Origin of the sequence: Paenibacillus sp. GCM10027628, assembly GCF_042676385.1 — a bacterium.
Classification (GTDB): domain Bacteria; phylum Bacillota; class Bacilli; order Paenibacillales; family NBRC-103111; genus Paenibacillus_E.
Map to the genome: position 1 here is coordinate 36861 of NZ_JBHTHA010000029.1, position 16711 is coordinate 53571.

16 protein-coding genes and 1 riboswitch are annotated in these 16711 nt (G+C 49.7%); of the genes, 12 read left to right on the forward strand and 4 right to left on the reverse strand.

The features are described from left to right. Nucleotides 1-340 precede the first annotated feature (340 nt). The 5 genes from asnB (at nucleotide 341) to ACFQZT_RS20265 (ending at nucleotide 6203) form a co-directional block, all read left to right on the forward strand. Entirely contained in the window at nucleotides 341-2215 is a 1875-nt protein-coding gene (gene asnB, locus ACFQZT_RS20245) for an asparagine synthase (glutamine-hydrolyzing) (RefSeq protein ID WP_379302657.1), read from the forward strand. Between the two features lie 296 nt (nucleotides 2216-2511). Beyond that, nucleotides 2512-3258: a Cof-type HAD-IIB family hydrolase gene (locus ACFQZT_RS20250; protein WP_379302658.1), complete on the forward strand. Its 747-nt coding sequence runs from the start codon at nucleotides 2512-2514 to the stop codon at nucleotides 3256-3258. 35 nt (nucleotides 3259-3293) lie between these two features. After that, entirely contained in the window at nucleotides 3294-3773 is a 480-nt protein-coding gene (locus ACFQZT_RS20255; RefSeq protein ID WP_379302659.1) for a DUF456 domain-containing protein, read from the forward strand. A gap of 32 nt (nucleotides 3774-3805) precedes the next feature. Then, complete coding sequence (locus ACFQZT_RS20260) at nucleotides 3806-4528, forward strand: ThuA domain-containing protein (RefSeq protein WP_379302660.1); 723 nt, start codon at nucleotides 3806-3808, stop codon at nucleotides 4526-4528. A gap of 19 nt (nucleotides 4529-4547) precedes the next feature. Then, nucleotides 4548-6203, forward strand: a complete 1656-nt coding sequence (locus tag ACFQZT_RS20265) for a putative polysaccharide biosynthesis protein (RefSeq protein WP_379302661.1) — start codon at nucleotides 4548-4550, stop codon at nucleotides 6201-6203. Here the strand turns inward: ACFQZT_RS20265 and ACFQZT_RS20270 are convergent. The 3 genes from ACFQZT_RS20270 to ACFQZT_RS20280 form a co-directional block, all read right to left on the reverse strand. Continuing rightward, the gene (locus tag ACFQZT_RS20270) at nucleotides 6190-7470 is read right to left on the reverse strand and encodes a DUF2515 domain-containing protein (protein ID WP_379302662.1); all 1281 of its coding nucleotides are present in this window, start codon (nucleotides 7468-7470) and stop codon (nucleotides 6190-6192) included. The two genes, ACFQZT_RS20265 and ACFQZT_RS20270, sit on opposite strands and share 14 nt — an antisense overlap. Nucleotides 7471-7581: 111 nt before the next feature. Further along, nucleotides 7582-7785: a type II toxin-antitoxin system antitoxin gene (locus ACFQZT_RS20275; protein WP_379302663.1), complete on the reverse strand. Its 204-nt coding sequence runs from the start codon at nucleotides 7783-7785 to the stop codon at nucleotides 7582-7584. A 14-nt stretch (nucleotides 7786-7799) separates the two neighbouring features. After that, nucleotides 7800-8639, reverse strand: coding sequence for an SPFH domain-containing protein (locus ACFQZT_RS20280; RefSeq protein ID WP_379302664.1), 840 nt, complete (start codon nucleotides 8637-8639; stop codon nucleotides 7800-7802). A gap of 173 nt (nucleotides 8640-8812) precedes the next feature. On the opposite strand from ACFQZT_RS20280, the gene ACFQZT_RS20285 reads away from it, so the two are divergent. From ACFQZT_RS20285 to ACFQZT_RS20315, 7 genes are all read left to right on the forward strand, one after another. Next, on the forward strand, nucleotides 8813-9157 hold the full coding sequence (locus ACFQZT_RS20285; RefSeq protein WP_379302665.1) for a thioredoxin family protein: 345 nt from the start codon (nucleotides 8813-8815) through the stop codon (nucleotides 9155-9157). 243 nt (nucleotides 9158-9400) lie between these two features. Beyond that, nucleotides 9401-10303, forward strand: a complete 903-nt coding sequence (locus ACFQZT_RS20290; protein ID WP_379302666.1) for a COX15/CtaA family protein — start codon at nucleotides 9401-9403, stop codon at nucleotides 10301-10303. A 78-nt stretch (nucleotides 10304-10381) separates the two neighbouring features. Next, nucleotides 10382-12145 (forward strand): UbiD family decarboxylase, encoded by a 1764-nt coding sequence (locus tag ACFQZT_RS20295; RefSeq protein WP_379302667.1) that lies wholly within the window; start codon nucleotides 10382-10384, stop codon nucleotides 12143-12145. Next, nucleotides 12142-13098: a DMT family transporter gene (locus ACFQZT_RS20300; protein ID WP_379302668.1), complete on the forward strand. Its 957-nt coding sequence runs from the start codon at nucleotides 12142-12144 to the stop codon at nucleotides 13096-13098. Before ACFQZT_RS20295 ends, ACFQZT_RS20300 begins: the two co-directional genes overlap by 4 nt. A 30-nt stretch (nucleotides 13099-13128) precedes the next feature. Next, nucleotides 13129-13839, forward strand: a complete 711-nt coding sequence (locus tag ACFQZT_RS20305; protein ID WP_379302669.1) for a Cthe_2314 family HEPN domain-containing protein — start codon at nucleotides 13129-13131, stop codon at nucleotides 13837-13839. 13 nt (nucleotides 13840-13852) lie between these two features. Next, nucleotides 13853-14638 carry an SDR family oxidoreductase gene (locus ACFQZT_RS20310; RefSeq protein WP_379302723.1) on the forward strand — a complete coding sequence of 262 codons (786 nt, stop codon included), beginning with the start codon at nucleotides 13853-13855 and terminating at the stop codon, nucleotides 14636-14638. A gap of 50 nt (nucleotides 14639-14688) precedes the next feature. After that, nucleotides 14689-14771, forward strand: a riboswitch (ZMP/ZTP riboswitch). Between the two features lie 59 nt (nucleotides 14772-14830). Further along, the gene (locus ACFQZT_RS20315) at nucleotides 14831-15430 is read left to right on the forward strand and encodes a DJ-1/PfpI family protein (RefSeq protein WP_379302670.1); all 600 of its coding nucleotides are present in this window, start codon (nucleotides 14831-14833) and stop codon (nucleotides 15428-15430) included. A gap of 700 nt (nucleotides 15431-16130) precedes the next feature. Here the strand turns inward: ACFQZT_RS20315 and ACFQZT_RS20320 are convergent. Further along, nucleotides 16131-16706: a hypothetical protein gene (locus ACFQZT_RS20320; protein ID WP_379302671.1), complete on the reverse strand. Its 576-nt coding sequence runs from the start codon at nucleotides 16704-16706 to the stop codon at nucleotides 16131-16133. Between the last annotated feature and the right edge of the window lie 5 nt (nucleotides 16707-16711).

Genomic DNA, 16711 nt, shown 5'->3' on the forward strand with positions numbered 1-16711 from the left:
AACAAGAGCATGCTTAGCGGCATGCTCTTTCTCTTTCTATATATGGAAGGCGAACCATTCGATTCGTTCAGGCATATGTTGAAGCGAGGGGAGGAATCATCCTCACATAAAAAGTTGCCTTATTACAACTTTTGTGCACGCGGGAAAGGTGGTGGGAACGGATGAAAAAAAGTCGGCTATCCGCCTCGCTGAAACGACTCATCATAGCTTTCATATTCTTGTGAAATTGAGCGATCCCGCACACTCATCGCATTTCCAGTATCGACGGGTGGTATGGTATACTAATGTATCGGCAGCATGGCTGATCGATTGATGATGGTGCGGAGGAGTGAATTTCACCATGTGTGGTATTGCAGGTGTGATGTATTTTGAAGATAGAGAACCAACAATTGAAATGTTAGAACAAATGACGAATGTCATTTATCATCGGGGACCGAATGATTCCGGTTTTTGGACGGATAACCGGATCGGACTCGGCTTTCGCAGGTTGTCGATTATTGACATCCAAGAAGGGCATCAGCCTTTAACGAATGAAGACGATTCCGTTTGGATTATTTTCAACGGAGAAATTTATAACTATAAAGCGTTGCGTAGCATGCTGCAGGATCGCGGGCATCAATTCCGCACGCACAGCGATACGGAGGTTATTGTTCACCTCTATGAGGAATATGGAGAAGAATGCGTCAAACACTTGCGCGGGATGTTCGGCTTCGTTATCTGGGACAAAAAGAAGAAGCAGCTGTTCGGAGCGAGAGACCATTTCGGCATCAAGCCATTCTATTATCATGTTAATGACCGGCAGTTTCTGTTCGGTTCGGAAATTAAGAGCCTTCTTGCTGCCGACGGCATGAACCGGTTGATCCACACGGACAGCTTGCTCAATTATTTGACGTTTCAATATGTACCTGAACCGAATACGATGTTTCATGGCATTCACAAACTGCCGCCTGCACACTATGTGAAGGTAACGTTTGAAGGTGAAATGTCCATACATAAGTACTGGGATCCGATGTTCGAGCCGGAAGAACGTCCATTTGACGAGTATGTGGAACAAATTCGCGAAACGTTAAAAGATTCCGTGCAGCACCATATGGTGAGCGATGTGGAGCGGGGATGCTTCTTGTCCAGCGGTATCGACTCTACCGCGATTGCGACGCACATGCGGAACATTGAACCGATCCGTACGTTCTCGGTTGGCTTCGAAGGGCCTAACAACGAAACGCCGATCGCCGCTCAAACTGCGGCTGCGCTTGGCACCGAGCATTACGACAAAATCATCACGCGCGATGATTTCTTTAACACGCTGCCGAAGGCGATCTGGCACCAGGACGAGCCTGTCGCCGATCCTTCGGCAATCGCCCTCTACCACGTTGCTCAGCTTGCGCGCGAGCACGTGACGGTGGTGCTGTCCGGCGAAGGCGCAGACGAGCTGTTCGGCGGCTACCGCATCTACCGCGAGCCGCTGTCGCTAAGCCCGATCGAGCGGCTGCCGCTCTCGGTGAAGCGCATGCTGAACCGCTTCGCGCGCATGCTGCCCAGCGGCGTGTCCGGCCGCAATTATATTCTGCGCGGCACGACCCCGCTCGAAGAGCGATTCATCGGCAACGCCAAAATCTTCACCGAAGATATGAAGGCGGAAGTGCTGCGCCTCGACAGCGAGATGCTGCGCGCCTACAAGAATCCGCTGCAAATTGCGGGCGATTACTATGCGAAGACGCGCCATCTCGACCCGGTCAGCCGGATGCAGTACATCGATATGAACCTGTGGATGCCGGGCGACATCTTGATGAAAGCTGACAAGATGACAATGGCGCACTCCCTGGAGCTTCGCGTGCCTTTCCTGGACAAAGAGCTGTACGAGGTCGCGCGCCGCATTCCGGCGAAGTACCGTATCGCGAATGGTACAACGAAATACATCTTCCGCAAAGCGATGGAAGGCATCATTCCGGACTTCATCCTGAACCGTCCGAAGCTTGGTTTCCCGGTACCGCTGCGCGAGTGGGTGAATGGCCCGATGGGCGATATGCTGTTGGAACAAATTAAATCCAGCGGCGTTGAAGATTACATTAACACCGCGGCTGTCGAGCGCATGCTGCAGAAGCACCGCAACGGTCAAGGCGATTATGCGCGCAGGATCTGGACGATCTACATTTTTGCCCTATGGCACATGACATATATGGAAGAGCTGCCGAAGAAAGTACTCGCAGCTTACTAGCGTTCGGCAAGAAAGTGTAATACCCTATGACTTTAACGCGGATAAACCGTCTTAACGTATCAGAAAAGCCAAGCCTGAGTCAATTAAGCCGGAAAAACCGCGTTAAAGTGATGCCAACGGCTGTAATAGAAGCAATAACAGGACTTTAAAGCGGTAAAATCGTCTTAACGCAGCAGAGAAGCTGAGTTCGAGCCGGTTAAGACGGAAAATCCGCGTTAAAGTGATGCCATCGGTAATAACAGAAGCAGTAGCTCGATGACGTTAACGCGGATAAACAAAACAGGGGGATGTGGACTGTGGGATCGAACACGTACAAACTGATTGCGCTCGATATGGATGGGACATTGCTTACCGAGGATAAGGTTATTTCGTCCGAGAATCGCGAAGCGATCGCCGCGGCTCTGGAAGCCGGCAAAACCGTGATCATGTCTACGGGGCGCGGCGTCCAAAGCGCTATGCCATATTTGACCGAGCTGGGTCTTACGACTCCCATCGTTGCCGTGAATGGCAGTGAGGTGTGGGAAGCGCCCGGCAAGCTGCTGAGCAGGCAACTGCTTGCAGCCGAGACTGTACGCAGCCTGCACGCCATCGCACAAAAGCACGACGTCTGGTGGTGGGCTTATGCCGTGGAAGGGATATTCAACCGGGAGAGCGAATCCATGGACATTGATGCGCAGAATTGGTTGAAATTCGGCTACTACACTGAAAATCTCGAGAAGCTGAAGCAAATCCGGGAAACGGTGGAAAGCTGGGGTACCCTCGAAATAACGAATTCGCATCCGTGCAATATTGAGCTAAATCCATTTGGGATTAGCAAAGCAAGCGGTGTAGAAGCGGTGTGCAAGCTGCTTGGCATCGAGATGTCGGATGTCATCGCAATGGGAGACAGCGAGAATGACATTACGATGATTCGGGCGGCAGGCCTTGGCGTTGCAATGGGAAACGCGCAAGAGGAAGTGAAACGAATCGCAGATATCACTACCGTCTCTAATGAGGAGCACGGGGTTGCCAAGATTATTCACGAATATATGCTAAAGCCGTAGCATCCGTATCGGTTCGCTGGAGGAGCTGCTAAAAGATGGTTGTGTTAGGTTGGATTTTGGTTATCCTATTATTTGTAGTAGGCATGATCGGCGCCGTTTATCCTGTGCTGCCCGGCGTGCTCTCGATTTATGGAGCTTTTTTCCTGTACGGCTGGCTGATCAGTTTCAAATCTTTCGGTTTCTGGTTTTGGCTGATCCAATCGTTAATCGTGCTTGTCATTATCGTGGCCGATTATGCAGTAAGCGCCCTCGGGGTCAAAAAGTTTGGCGGCTCCAGAGCGTCCGTCATCGGAAGCACAATCGGTTTGATTGCCGGTCCTTTCGTTATCCCGGCATTCGGTTTGATTATAGGGCCTTTCTTAGGGGCGGTTATTGGTGAAGTCATAATCGGGACCCCGTGGAATAAGGCGTTCAAAGTCGGGTTTGGCTCCGTTCTCGGATTTTTCGCCAGCACCGCCGTTAAAATCGTGCTGCAGTTGATCATGATCGCTATCTTCTTGATCTGGGTGTTCTAATATTCATTAAAACTTTTAGGAGGCGCTCCGCCATGATACGTGTTACGGTATGGAATGAGAATTTGCACGAACAAACGCACAAAGAAGTGCAAGAGATTTATCCCCAAGGCATTCATACAGCGATAGCGGAGGGCATTGCCGGACCTCAGTTCGAAGTGCGAACCGCCACTCTTGACCAACCGGAACATGGTCTGACACAAGAGGTGCTAGATCAAACCGACGTCCTTATCTGGTGGGGCCATATGGGTCATGATAAGGTCGCGGACGAGATCGTGGACCGGGTTCAGCAGAGAGTATGGCAAGGCATGGGGCTCATCGTGCTTCATTCCGGCCATTTCTCCAAAATTTTCAAAAAGCTGATGGGAACGTCCTGCGATTTGAAATGGAGAGAGGCGAACGAGAAGGAGCGCATTTGGGTCGTCGATCCTGCTCATCCGATTGCAGAAGGCTTGGGCCAATACTTTGAGCTGGAGCATGAGGAGATGTACGGGGAGCATTTCGATATTCCGGCGCCGGATGAGCTGATTTTCGTCTCGTGGTTCGAAGGCGGAGAAGTATTCCGAAGCGGAGTAACGTACCATCGCGGCAACGGGAAAGTGTTCTATTTCCGCCCTGGGCATGAAACGCATCCGACTTACTATAACGAAAATGTGCTTAAAGTCATTTCAAACGGAATTAAATGGGCCGCGCCTGTACATGGCGCACGTCACTATTACGGCAACCACAAGCCGTTAGAAGAGATTAAAGCGAAATAAGAGAGAGAAGGAACGGACGTTGACGAAAGAAACGAAAGATTCTCTAGTAAAAGGGACGCTCATCCTTACCGTGGCCGCGCTTGTAGCGCGGTTTCTCGGCGTTTTTCAGCGTATTCCGCTTGTCGGTATGCTGGGGGACCAAGGTATGGGGAGCTACACGGTAGCTTTTAATTTTTATTCCATTTTGCTTGTTATTGCGACTGCCGGTATTCCAAGTGCTCTCAGTAAAATGATTGCTGAGAATAATGCGCTGGGCCGCCGTGCGGAAGCTGAACGCATTTATCGGGCTGCGGTTTGGTTCGCACTGGCCGCAGGTGTAGTTATGGCTATTTTAATTTATTTCTTTGCGCCGTTTTACGCGCACGGTGAGCCCAATGCGACGTTAGCCACCAGAGCGATTGCTCCAGCGCTGCTCTTTTTTCCGCTTATCGCGATTATGCGGGGGTATTTTCAGGGAAGGCAAAACATGCTGCCCAACGGGATCTCGCAAGTGGTTGAACAAATATTACGTCTGATCACGTCGATTGGCCTTGCTTACCTTTTATTAAAAGTCAGCTTGGGATGGGCTGTCGCAGGCGCTTCGTTCGGAGGCGTGATGGGCGGAGTGGCAGCGTTATCCGTTATGATTTATTACGCGGTTAAACTGAAACGTCAGGACAGATTGAACAGGACTTCCACTCCGATATCCAAGGAAGAAGCAGACCAAAATAAAATGAGTTATAAGGGGATTTATTGGAGTCTGCTGCGCATTTCAATTCCCATCGTTATTTTTTCGATCACGGTGCCGCTGATCTATGCCATTGATACATGGATCGTCGTTCCTTTACTGGAGGGACAATTAGGCTTTAACGAAGCTTATGGGGTATTAGGCATATTAGGCGGACGAGCGCAATCGCTAGCCGGTATCCCCATCATTTTGGCTATCGCCCTCAGCCAGTCGGTTGTACCGATTATTTCGGCAGCTTACTCGAGGAAAGATTACAAGCAAGTTGGCCACCAGACAACGCGCGTGCTTCAGTTGGCCATACTGTCAGGGCTTCCGGCTGTTTTAGTTATAGCAATTGGGGCAAGACCTTTGGATTTATTCTTGTTCGGGTCAGAAGATTCTGCTTACGGGCTTGCAACCGGTCCCTCTATCATTTCACTGCTAACAATAAGCGCGATGTTCCAAATCGTGATGCAAACATCCGGTGCCGTTCTTATGGGCATGGGCCGTATGAAAGCATTGATCGTTCATGTTGCAGCAGGCATCATTATGAAGCTTATTGGGAGCTTAATTTTGGCTCAGTGGCTTGGCATTTACGGCATTATAGTGTCTACTGCTCTTTGCTTCGTCATCATGTCTTGGTTGAACTTGAGATCGATTCGACAAGTAGTCGCCTTTACCATTCTGGGACGACGGTTCGCCGGACTGCTGCTCAGCGTGGTGATCATTGCCATCGTCGGCTTTGCGGTCGAATGGGCGACTCACAGCTATGTGCAGCCATTCAAGCTATATCGCCTTAACGAAGGCATCAATGCTATACTTGTTTGCGGATGCACAGCTGCTCTCTATCCGCTGATGCTCATGTTGACGTGTGTTGTGACCAAAGACGATATCAAGAATTTCCCTGCACCCTTGCAGAAACTCATCGCCAAAGCAGAACGGCTGGTCAGACGTCCTAGGAGAGCTTGAGCATGTGCTCGGCCATAACGGCGAGCTCGATTTTGTTCAGCGCCAAGCAAGCCTCCTTAGTTAGATCGTAAGAGGATGGAACCGGTATCGGGCGCATATGAAGCAGCGGCTTCCGTACGTCGACGAACCAATCTCCAGGCTCAACGGGCGCCGGCTTCCGATCCGGCCAAGCCTGCGCAAGCGGAGGACTATAGAAGGGCGCAGCCCCACTCTTCAAAATGCAACCATTCAGCCTCTCCTGATAGTTTTTGTCAGGGGGGGCTTTTCGTATAGCCGCGAATAGATGCGGCCAATAATCGGAACGAGAGCCGGTATGAGGCGTCGATTCCGCAAAACGCAGTACGCCTTCGTGAACGGAGGGCACACCGAAAAGGATGGCGTATAAACTTTTTCCGAATTCGACCCGTTCGTCCAGGTCTGCGAAGTTTTCAAGAATAAGCCCGGCAAGGCGCGGAGGGGCGGTGAGGCCATTATCTTCGGCGTATGGGAAGCCTACCTGATTGAGCTGCAGCCATGCTTGCGTTTTGAACTCGGGCGTATTCAGAACGGTTTGTTGAAAGCGGTTGTTTTGAACAACACGTTTCTCTATATAATTTTGTTCATTAAGGATCAGTGAAATCGTGAGTGCGGCAGGTTCTTTATGCGTCCAAAAATCGTTCCAGGCCGGCCCCATCCAAGCGGATATGCCCAAATGAGGGAGCAAATGAAATAAATTGCGATTTCGTTTCTTGCATTCACCGTAAAGCAGCAACTGCGGGTAAGCATCTTGGAAGATCAGAACATTGGCTCGCTCCAGAAAAGGAAACGTGTGTTCTACCTGATCTTCGTCCAATAAGCGAGGCAAAAGTTCTCCGCGCAGATCGGTCATGGCCCACCCGCCATTACGCGAAACCATGTGGGCGAGCAGAGCCCAGTGCAACTCGGGATATTCCTTGTAAAAAGTCCAGTAAGCATTTGTTCGCGTCACGTTGTTCCGATTCTCACGCTGGGTCGCCTCCCGGATCCGATGCACAATCTGCTGTTCTTCCCAGGAGAGAGGTGCATGCACAACGCCGGTTTGCTGCAGCTGTTTCTTCCATTCCCTCTCCAGTCGCCGAATCGTCTCGGCAGAAACCGGCACGCTGACGACAGGATCGCCCGCTTTTGCCGAATCGACGATGGATGTAGCCTCATGCTTCAACAGGTGGATCAGTGCATTCAGAATTTGCCCCATTTTGCCTAAAAAACGGCGAATCCCTCTTTTTCCCGCATTGACGGTACCTCCCATAGTCGCCCTCCTGGTAACGAAATGGTGCTTAATACCAAATATTGTGTGCTCTAAACCAAAAAACCATCCAGCCGGTGAACCCGGTTGAGATGGTTTTCGCACTAGCTAACATTATTGTTCGGCTTGATCAGGAGGCGGCATCACATGAGCGGCCCCTGAACCGGCCTTCGGCAGCCGGCCGGCACGGTGAAGCGCCTCACGAAGCAAGTATTCAATGTGTCCGTTCACGCTGCGGAACTCGTCCTCGGCCCAGCGCTCCAGCGCTTCATAAAGTTTCGGATCGAGCCGGAGCGGGAAGTTTTTCTTTGGAGCCATGGCGTTAAGTCCTGTCAGTACAGCGACCCGGTATTGATCACCGGACTTGCTGATCGGTCAGATACGATGGCAACAAGTAAATTGTTAATCATGGCCGCCTTCTTTTCTTCATCCAGCTGCAATCCCTCAGCTTCCAGTTGCGCAATCGCCATTTGGACCATGCCGACAGCACCTTCGACGATTTTCTGACGGGCGGAGAGAATGGCGGAAGCCTGTTGACGCTGGAGCATCGCGCTGGCAATTTCCGTTGAGTAGGCAAGATGCGTCAAGCGGGATTCGATAACCTCAACGCCTGCAACCGCAAGGCGCTCTTGCAGTTCAAGGCTGAGCTCTGCAGCAACTTCATCGGCATTGCCTCGAAGCGAGTAGCCTTCGCCTTCATAACGGTCATACGGATATTTGCTCGCTACATGACGAAGGGCGGTTTCACTTTGAATTTCAACGAATTTATCATAATTGTCGACTTCGAAAAGGGCTTTGTACGTATCGACGACTTTAAATACAACCACTGCTGCAATTTCAATCGGGTTTCCTTCGATATCGTTGACTTTCAGTTTAACACTGTTAAAGTTGCGTACCCGCAGGGAAATTTTCTTTCTGTTTGAAAAGGGGACAATCAACCAAAGTCCGCTATTCCGAATCGTTCCCAAATAACTGCCGAAGAACGTAATCACTGACGCTTCATTTGGCTGTACCACTGTGATCGTAGAAACAAAGATGAATCCGACTACGACTAGAATGACGCCAAGAGTAATGAATTGTTGGATAAGCAAATAAACGCCAATTCCTACACCTACGATAAATAAAAGTAAACCAAGAAATCCGTTTAATGACCAAGGCTTCGTCTCTTTCATAACAACAACATCCTCTCAAAGAAAATAAATATTGATTTGATATTTATATGATATCACTTTTTACTTTTTATGTAAATAGACCCGTGAGCCGCCATGATTTCCTCTGCAATTCTTGACACTGTTTTGCAGGCATGCTATAAGTGAGTAAATTCTCATGCTGTGAGGTGCTGGATATGCGCAAAGTATCGAATGAACAAGACTTTCAAGATCAAATTGTGCAATCTCAGATGACTGTGGCCGTTTTTAAAGCGACATGGTGCAAAGATTGCCACTATATTGAACCTTTTATGCCGGATATCGAAAAAGCTTACGCGGACCGCATCACTTTCATTGAATTAGACCGTGATGAAGTTCCGGATCTCTGCGAGCAGCTAAACATTCTAGGCATACCAAGCTTCATCGCCTTCCGGGAAGGCAAAGAGCTTGTCCGCTTCGTCAGCAAGCTTCGCAAGACACGCGAAGAAATCGAGCAGTTCCTGGACAGAGCCGTTGAAGTATCCAATGCTTTAGCCAAATAACGATAATCCAGCTTAATAGATTCTCTCTCCAGCGACCCTTCGGGGTCGCTCTCTTTTTGTAAAATATGGATTCATTTGCTTATATGGGGGATATTATCTTAGAATTCGGACAATCTGCGGTGTCGGAGCTTTGTAACAATTGCGAATGGATTTGCCAAACATTTAAAGCTATAATTGATACGGAAAGAGCAGATTTCGACATGTTTGTTTATAAAGAAGTCACACATAAAAGTAGGTGCGGTCATGCAAAAATTAATACAGCGATTAGCGAATTTGTCGGCGATTGGCATGTTTCTCATTCTCATCATGGGCGCGCTGGTCACGAAGACCGAAGCAGGCAGAGGGTGCGGCGACGACTGGCCGCTGTGCAACGGGAAATTTGTCCCGGCTTATACGATTTCATCCTTTATTGAATATAGCCATCGATTAGTAGTCGGTATCGTAACGCTGATTCTGGTCGTTACCTTTTATCTTGTGTTCCGCTATGTAAAGCGTGCCGATGCCAAATGGTTTATTACCGGCACTGTGCTTATGACTCTCATTCAAGCGGTTATGGGGGCTATGGCCGTTGTTTGGCCGCAGTCATCGCTAGTCCTTGCACTTCATTTTGGTCTATCGCTGCTGGCTTTCGCTTTCGCACTTTTGCTCGCGCTAGTTTTCACGCCATGGGGGGAGTACCCGAGAGACCGCAAAATTCAAACGGGCTTTAAAGCGTGGGTATGGATTACGACCATATACAGTTACGTTGTCGTATATCTTGGAGCTTTTGTGCGTCATACGGTTTCGTCGGGAGGCTGCTCCGGATGGCCGCTCTGCAACGGTCAGGTGATTCCGGAACTGAGCGGAGCAACGGGAATCGTATTTACGCACCGGATCGCTGCGATGCTGTTATTCTTCTGTATTCTGTTCTTGTATCTCCAAGCCAAGCGGCATTATCCGTCTTCCGACCGGTTGGTGACCGGGAGCAAGTGGGCACTGATCTTCGTCATTCTGCAAGTGTTCAGCGGCGCGGTGGTGACTTGGTCCATGGGAAGCGACCTGGGCTATTTGTTTGCCGGAATGATCCATGCCGTCATAGTCGCCTGTATGTTTGGATTTTTATGTTATTTATGCGTATTGACTTTATATGACCGCAAAGCCTTCTAAAAGAAGGCTCTTTCTTCATCTAGCATCTTATTTCATTGATTTAGATCCAGATTCCTATACTCAAAGGTGGAACAATAAATGGTACCCACGAATTTACGAGCTTTTCTTGAAATATTACGCCGTGAAAAGCAATTAATCGAAATATCTGCGCCTGTCGATCCTTATCTGGAGTTGGCTGAAATTCATCGCCGCGTTATCGACGATCAAGGTCCTGCGCTGTTATTCACCAATGTCAAAGGCAGTGCTTTCCCTGTCGTCACGAATTTGTTCGGCACAACACGCCGAGTCGACCTGGCGTTCGGTCCGAAGCCGGAACAGTTTATGAAAGCGGTTGTTAACGCGACCAGCACGCTGATGCCTCCAACGCCTAAGGCTCTGTGGGGCGAGCGCGATCTCATCCTCGACCTGTTGAAGGTCGGAACAAAACGCGTACAGCCAAGCCAAGCGCCTATTCTAGGCGCTATTAACCGCGACAACCCGCTTGCCGGTATGCCGGTCCTGACAAGCTGGCAGGAGGACGGAGGCCCGTTTGTCACGCTGCCGCTCGTGTATACCGAGCATCCTGATGGCGGCCATCATAACCTGGGCATGTACCGCATGCAGGTTTATGATGACCGGACTACGGGGATGCACTGGCAAATCCATAAAGGCGGCGGCTTCCATTACCACGAAGCCGAGAAGCTGGGCCAGGCGCTGCCCGTCACCGTGTTCCTCGGCGGGCCGCCTGCGCTCATCGCCTCGGCGATTGCGCCGGTGCCCGAGCACTTGCCCGAGCTGATGCTCGCATCGCTCATCCTCGGGCAGAAGCTCCCCATGGTGGACAACCCCCATGGGGGGCACCGCCTTGTGGCCGAGGCGGAGTTCGCGATATGCGGCTCCGTCCCGCCGCATCTGAGACGCCCCGAAGGGCCGTTCGGCGACCACTTCGGGTATTACTCGCTTATCCATGATTTCCCCGTATTCAACGTGAATCATGTCTGGCACCGAAGAGACGCGATCTATCCGGCGACGATCGTCGGCAAACCCCGCCAAGAGGATTACTTCCTCGGCGAGTTCCTGCAAAGACTGCTCGAGCCCGCGTTCCCGATGGCGATGCCAGGGGTCAAAGACCTGTGGACGTATGCAGAGACCGGGTTCCACCCGCTCGCAGCTGCCGTCGTCCGTGAAAGCTATAGCCGTGAAGCGCTCGGCACGGCGTTCCGGATTCTCGGAGAAGGCCAGTTGTCGCTGACCAAATTCCTTGTCGTGACGGACCAGCCGGTCGTTCTGGCGAACTTCACCCAGCTGCTAGAAACCGTACTGGAACGATTCGATCCGCATCGAGATCTGTTCATATTCAATAAAACATCGCATGATACGCTTGACTATACAGGCGGCAAGCTCAACCACGGCAGCAAAGCCGTCCTGCTCGGCACGGGCGATCCCGTACGCGAGCTGCCGAGAGCATACACCGCCGGCGAGCTGCCGGAGATTCACGATATCGCCGTCTATTGCGGCGGTTGTCTGCTCGTGTCCGGCGCAGCTTATGCTGCGGAGCCTGAGCTGCCGCAGCGACTGCTGGCGAATGCCGCAAACCGCCTGACCGAATGGCCGCTCGTCATTCTTGTTGACGATGCCAGCGGCATTGCGCACGACCAGACCCAATTCCTGTGGACGGTATTCACGCGCTTCAACCCTGCGACAGATATGTATGCGCAGTCGAGCGTCAATCGTCATCATATCTCTTATGAGCTTCCGATCGTCATTGATGCCCGCATGAAGCCGGGTTATCCGGATGAGTTGTTCCCGCGCGAAGATATCGTAGAGCTTGTGGATTCGCGATGGAAGGAATATTTCGCATGAGTTCGGACCGGTTAAGCAAATTATTCCCGCATTTGGGTTTCGTTCTCGTCTATGTACTTTGGGGGATCAACCTGACCTCGATGAAAATCGGGGGCAGGGAGTGGGATCCCCTTGTTTTTAACGGCTTGCGTTTTGCGAGTATGATTCCCCTGCTGTGGGTCTATACTTACTTCTATTATCGCTCGCGCACGATGAAGCTTCATATTGCCTATCGCGATCTAATGCTGGTTTGCAGTTTGGGCATACTTAACGCGGTTGGCATGGAGGCGATGCTGCAATATGCGCTGCAATTCTCCAACTCGGCGAATGGCGCAGTCCTGGGGCGTGGCTTTATGCCTGTCATCACCGTCGTTATCGCCTTGCTGGCTCGGCAAGTGAAGCTGACATGGCGCATCTTCGTGGGCATTCCGCTCGCACTGCTTAGTGTGATTATCATTGTATCGGGCGGGGCCAATGGCTTTCATCTTGGTGCGGACACGATGAGAGGAGATATCCTGTTACTGATGCGCAGTGTGATGGGGGCGATTTATCTCATCGGGATGAACCGGCTCGTCCTTCGCTACCCGCTGCCGCTTCTGATTTCACTGGAGATGACGGCTGGCGCATTATCCTTGCTGCCTTTCGTGTTATGGCGGGCGGATGCCGCCTATTTTGCAGCCATATCAGCAACAGGATGGATGAGCCTGATCTATACCTCACTTATGGCAACGGCGCTCGGCTTCTCGATTCACAACTGGAGCCTTGCGCGTCTCGGTCCTTTCAAATCTTCCGCGTATGGCTATTTACTGCCCGTTACTGCAGCTATTGCAGGGTATTTTATCTTGCATGAATCGATATCGCTTTATCAATGTATAGGTGGCGCCGGCGTTCTAACCGCTATGTATTTGGTGCAGCGGGACCGGACCCAAACGGTGAAGAAAACTGCATTAAACGAACAGACTGCAACGTTATAGCCGTCATCTTTTCAGAAGGGGGTGTGACCCATGCTGCGCATCTTGTTTAACGAGCCTAAACGAAAGGATAGCGGTTTACTGCTTGAAGCAGTTAATGCGGTGAGAAGCTATATCCGGTCGTTAGAAGCGAATGAGCGAACGCATCAGACTTCAGCTTATAAGCGACACCATCGGCTCGCGATCTGGAGCAAAGGGTTTCTCGACGCCCTTGATGAGCTGGAGCAAAGCAAGTATTGCTGCGAGCGTTATGCGGAACATATAAGCAAAGCTTTTCTGGAGGAAATGAATCCGCTCGAACTGGAAGACTATCATCGTTTTGTTTATTTTTATAAAAATGCCTTTATCCGTCTATTTTCGATCCTCGACAAGTTGGGGACCTTTATGAACGATTTGTTTGAAATGAAGACGGAAACCGTGAAATCCCGTTTTTCATATTTTACCGTGCTTCGTCGTATGCATGAGCACCATATCCACGGTCCTCTTGAGCATCAGCTCTACAATTTGAAAATGGATTATAAAGCTCCCCTCGACCGGCTGCGCAACCAGCGGAATATGGAAATTCATTATATTAACGCTGAGATGTTGGATGACCTGATGCAACAAGAGCCAGTGCCGGGCGAACACATTCATGTTGAAAATGTAAGATCGAATATTAACGATCTGCAGGAGGGATTTGACATGGTATGCCGAACCTTAACAGTAGCTTTTAGTTACATTACGGCAAGCGATGCAAAGGGGTAAGAGGAACATGGATTTGAGAGGCCGAACGGTTCTGATTACAGGAAGCGCCAAAGGTTTGGGGAAAATGACGGCGATCAGGCTCGCGAATCAAGGTTGCCATGTCGCGGTCAATTATGTCAACAGTGAAGCGGAAGCGTCACTGCTGGTCAAGCAATTGGAACAGCTCGGCGTTCGGAGTATGGCTGTGCAAGGCGATGTAGCCAAGCGGGAGGACATCGTCCGGATGGTGGATGAGACGAACGCAGGGCTTGGGCCCATTGATATTCTCGTCAACAACGCCGGACCTTTTTTCAGAGAACGACGTTTTTTTGCCGACTATCAAATGGATGAGATCGAATATTTGACACGCGGTAATTTGCTTGGTGTAATGGAACTCGACCATCTGGTTCTGCCGATGATGAGAGAGCGTCGGTGGGGCCGTATCATCCACTTTGGCTTTGGAAAAGCTGCTGAGGCGAGGGGATGGACGCATCGTGCTGTTTATGCAGCTGCCAAGGTAGGACTTGTTTCTTTCACCAAGACATTGGCTGAGGAAGAAGCGGCTAATGGCATTACAGTCAATATGATTTGCCCTGGAGATATTCGCGGCCGCAACAAGGAGCGTACGATGGAGGAAGCACGTCAGGAAGCTGACGGGGAAACGCCGGTAGGACGCCCTGGAACGGGCGAAGATGTGGCAAGGGTGATTGGCTTCCTATGTTTGCCAGAATCTGATTTTATTACGGGAAATATAATGGACATTTCCGGGGGCTTGGATCCGATTCAAACATTGCCGGTACTTAAGCAGCGCAAAGATTAATTCAGTTTCTTGAAAATTTTGGAATTACCCATTAGAATGAAAATAATCCGTATATGATGTGTAACTGGCGTAAACATGGAGCATAACCATGGGGAAGCACATCGTTCATAAGCCGTACGCCTGGGCAAGCGTTTGATCATTGATCAGATGCTTTTTTTGTTTGACCCACATCCCATAAGGCAGGTGTTTCTAATGAAAATGGCTTTTATCCTGTTTGATCAAATGACAACCTTGGATTTCGTCGGCTTCTATGATGCCGTTACACGAATGAAATTCCTTGGTCTCAACAAGGATGTCACATGGGATCTTTGTGCCCTATCCGAACAAATATCGGATGAACTGGGCATATCGATGAACATTCAGCACATCAGACCTGATCTGTCCTCCTATGATCTCATATTCATTCCTGGAGGCCGAGGCACCAGATCGCTGCGTTTTAACGAGGAATTCGTAAGCTGGATTCGAGTAGCCAGAGATGTTCCTTATAAGGTTAGCGTCTGTACAGGCGCTCTTCTCTTGGGCGCAGCGGGATTTCTGGAAGGAAAAAGAGCAACCACGAATCCTCCGGCTTACGATTTATTAAAGCCTTACTGCAAGGAGGTTGTCACGGCACGCATCGTACGGGATGGTAATCTTATCACAGCAGGAGGTGTCGCTACCTCAATTGATCTGGGCCTTTATGTGTTGGAGCTGCTGACGGATGCTGAGACAGTACGGAAGATTCAAGATTCCATGGATTATCCTTATTATCGGACTGGACAGCTGCAGGAGGATTACCAGATGCCCAATTAAGGATGATCCTCCTGAAAAAAGTGAAAGACAAGGTTTTTGGTCTTATAAAGTATAAGTTTCAAGAGCGGTCGTGTGGCTCACCTTTCTAAACGAGTTCGACCCTAAGTGACGTGATCGATGCGTTAACGATGGTATACAGCGTTCCAGACGTAAAAGTAAATGGAAACGAGTGAACAGCGATGTTTTCCATCGTTACAGATTTGAAGCAGGCAGATACCATAGCTAATTTTCGCATAAGTCGCAAACAAATGTATGGATTACACGAAAAAGGACCGTCAGGGATTTTCTCTGACGGTTTTTCTCATGATTATGCAGTTGAAGCAAGATGCCGGTGCTTGACAACTAAGAACTGGGAAGAGCCTCTTCCTTGCGAGCATGTGATCTGTCTATCTGTAAATAATAAGCGTCCTTGGAGACTGCTATCCGAGACAAATGAGCCTGAACATTTCGGATAGCGGTCTTTAGAGACTCCTAATTTTCTTGGATGAGCTTGATACATGAGATCCTAATGCAAAATAAGCGTCCTTGAGGACTGCTATTTGTCGTTCTATCTTGTGATTCTCTTAAATAGGAGTCCCTAAGGACTCCTTTGTATCTCCAAGAACTGGATTGTAAAGAGCTTTGCAGACCCGACGCTTACAATACCTGGATCAAACGGCATATTTCATGTATCCTGAGATACCTGGGCTGTTCATTACTTCTAGGTTCCATTTTCATCGATTACAAAGCCTGCGGTATGCCAATTAACAACGGTTGGATTGACTAAACTGGCGGCTGTAGGCGGTATGACTCCGCTCCCAACAGCACCTGAAGGATTTGTCGCAGGTATTGCAACCGTTAAGTAATACGTATGTTTTCCTTTTGGAACATTAATATCTGTAGCACTAATGGTTGTTGTAATTGAATTAGGTGTTACAATGTTGACTGAACTTGTTGCAGCGAAACCAGAGGAGATAAATCCTCCTGTAGTCGTGAATTGATAGACTAGAGTTCCTAGGGTACCGATACTATCGCGCCAGAATTGAAAGATAGCTTGCTGATAACCTAATATTAAAAAGAAGGCTGCCGGTCCAGTGCTAGCAGCTGTCCCTGTTAAAGATGCAGTCCACTGTATAGTTGCCTCCAGGCTGATACGGTCGTTTGTATGGATCTGTTTCAATGGAAATGATGCAATTGTCATTGGTGCTGCTGCTGTTGTAGGAAATGGTATGTTCTGTATAGCAGCAAGCGATGATTCATTATAATTGTACCATTTTAACAATCTTTCCTTGGCCATTTCAA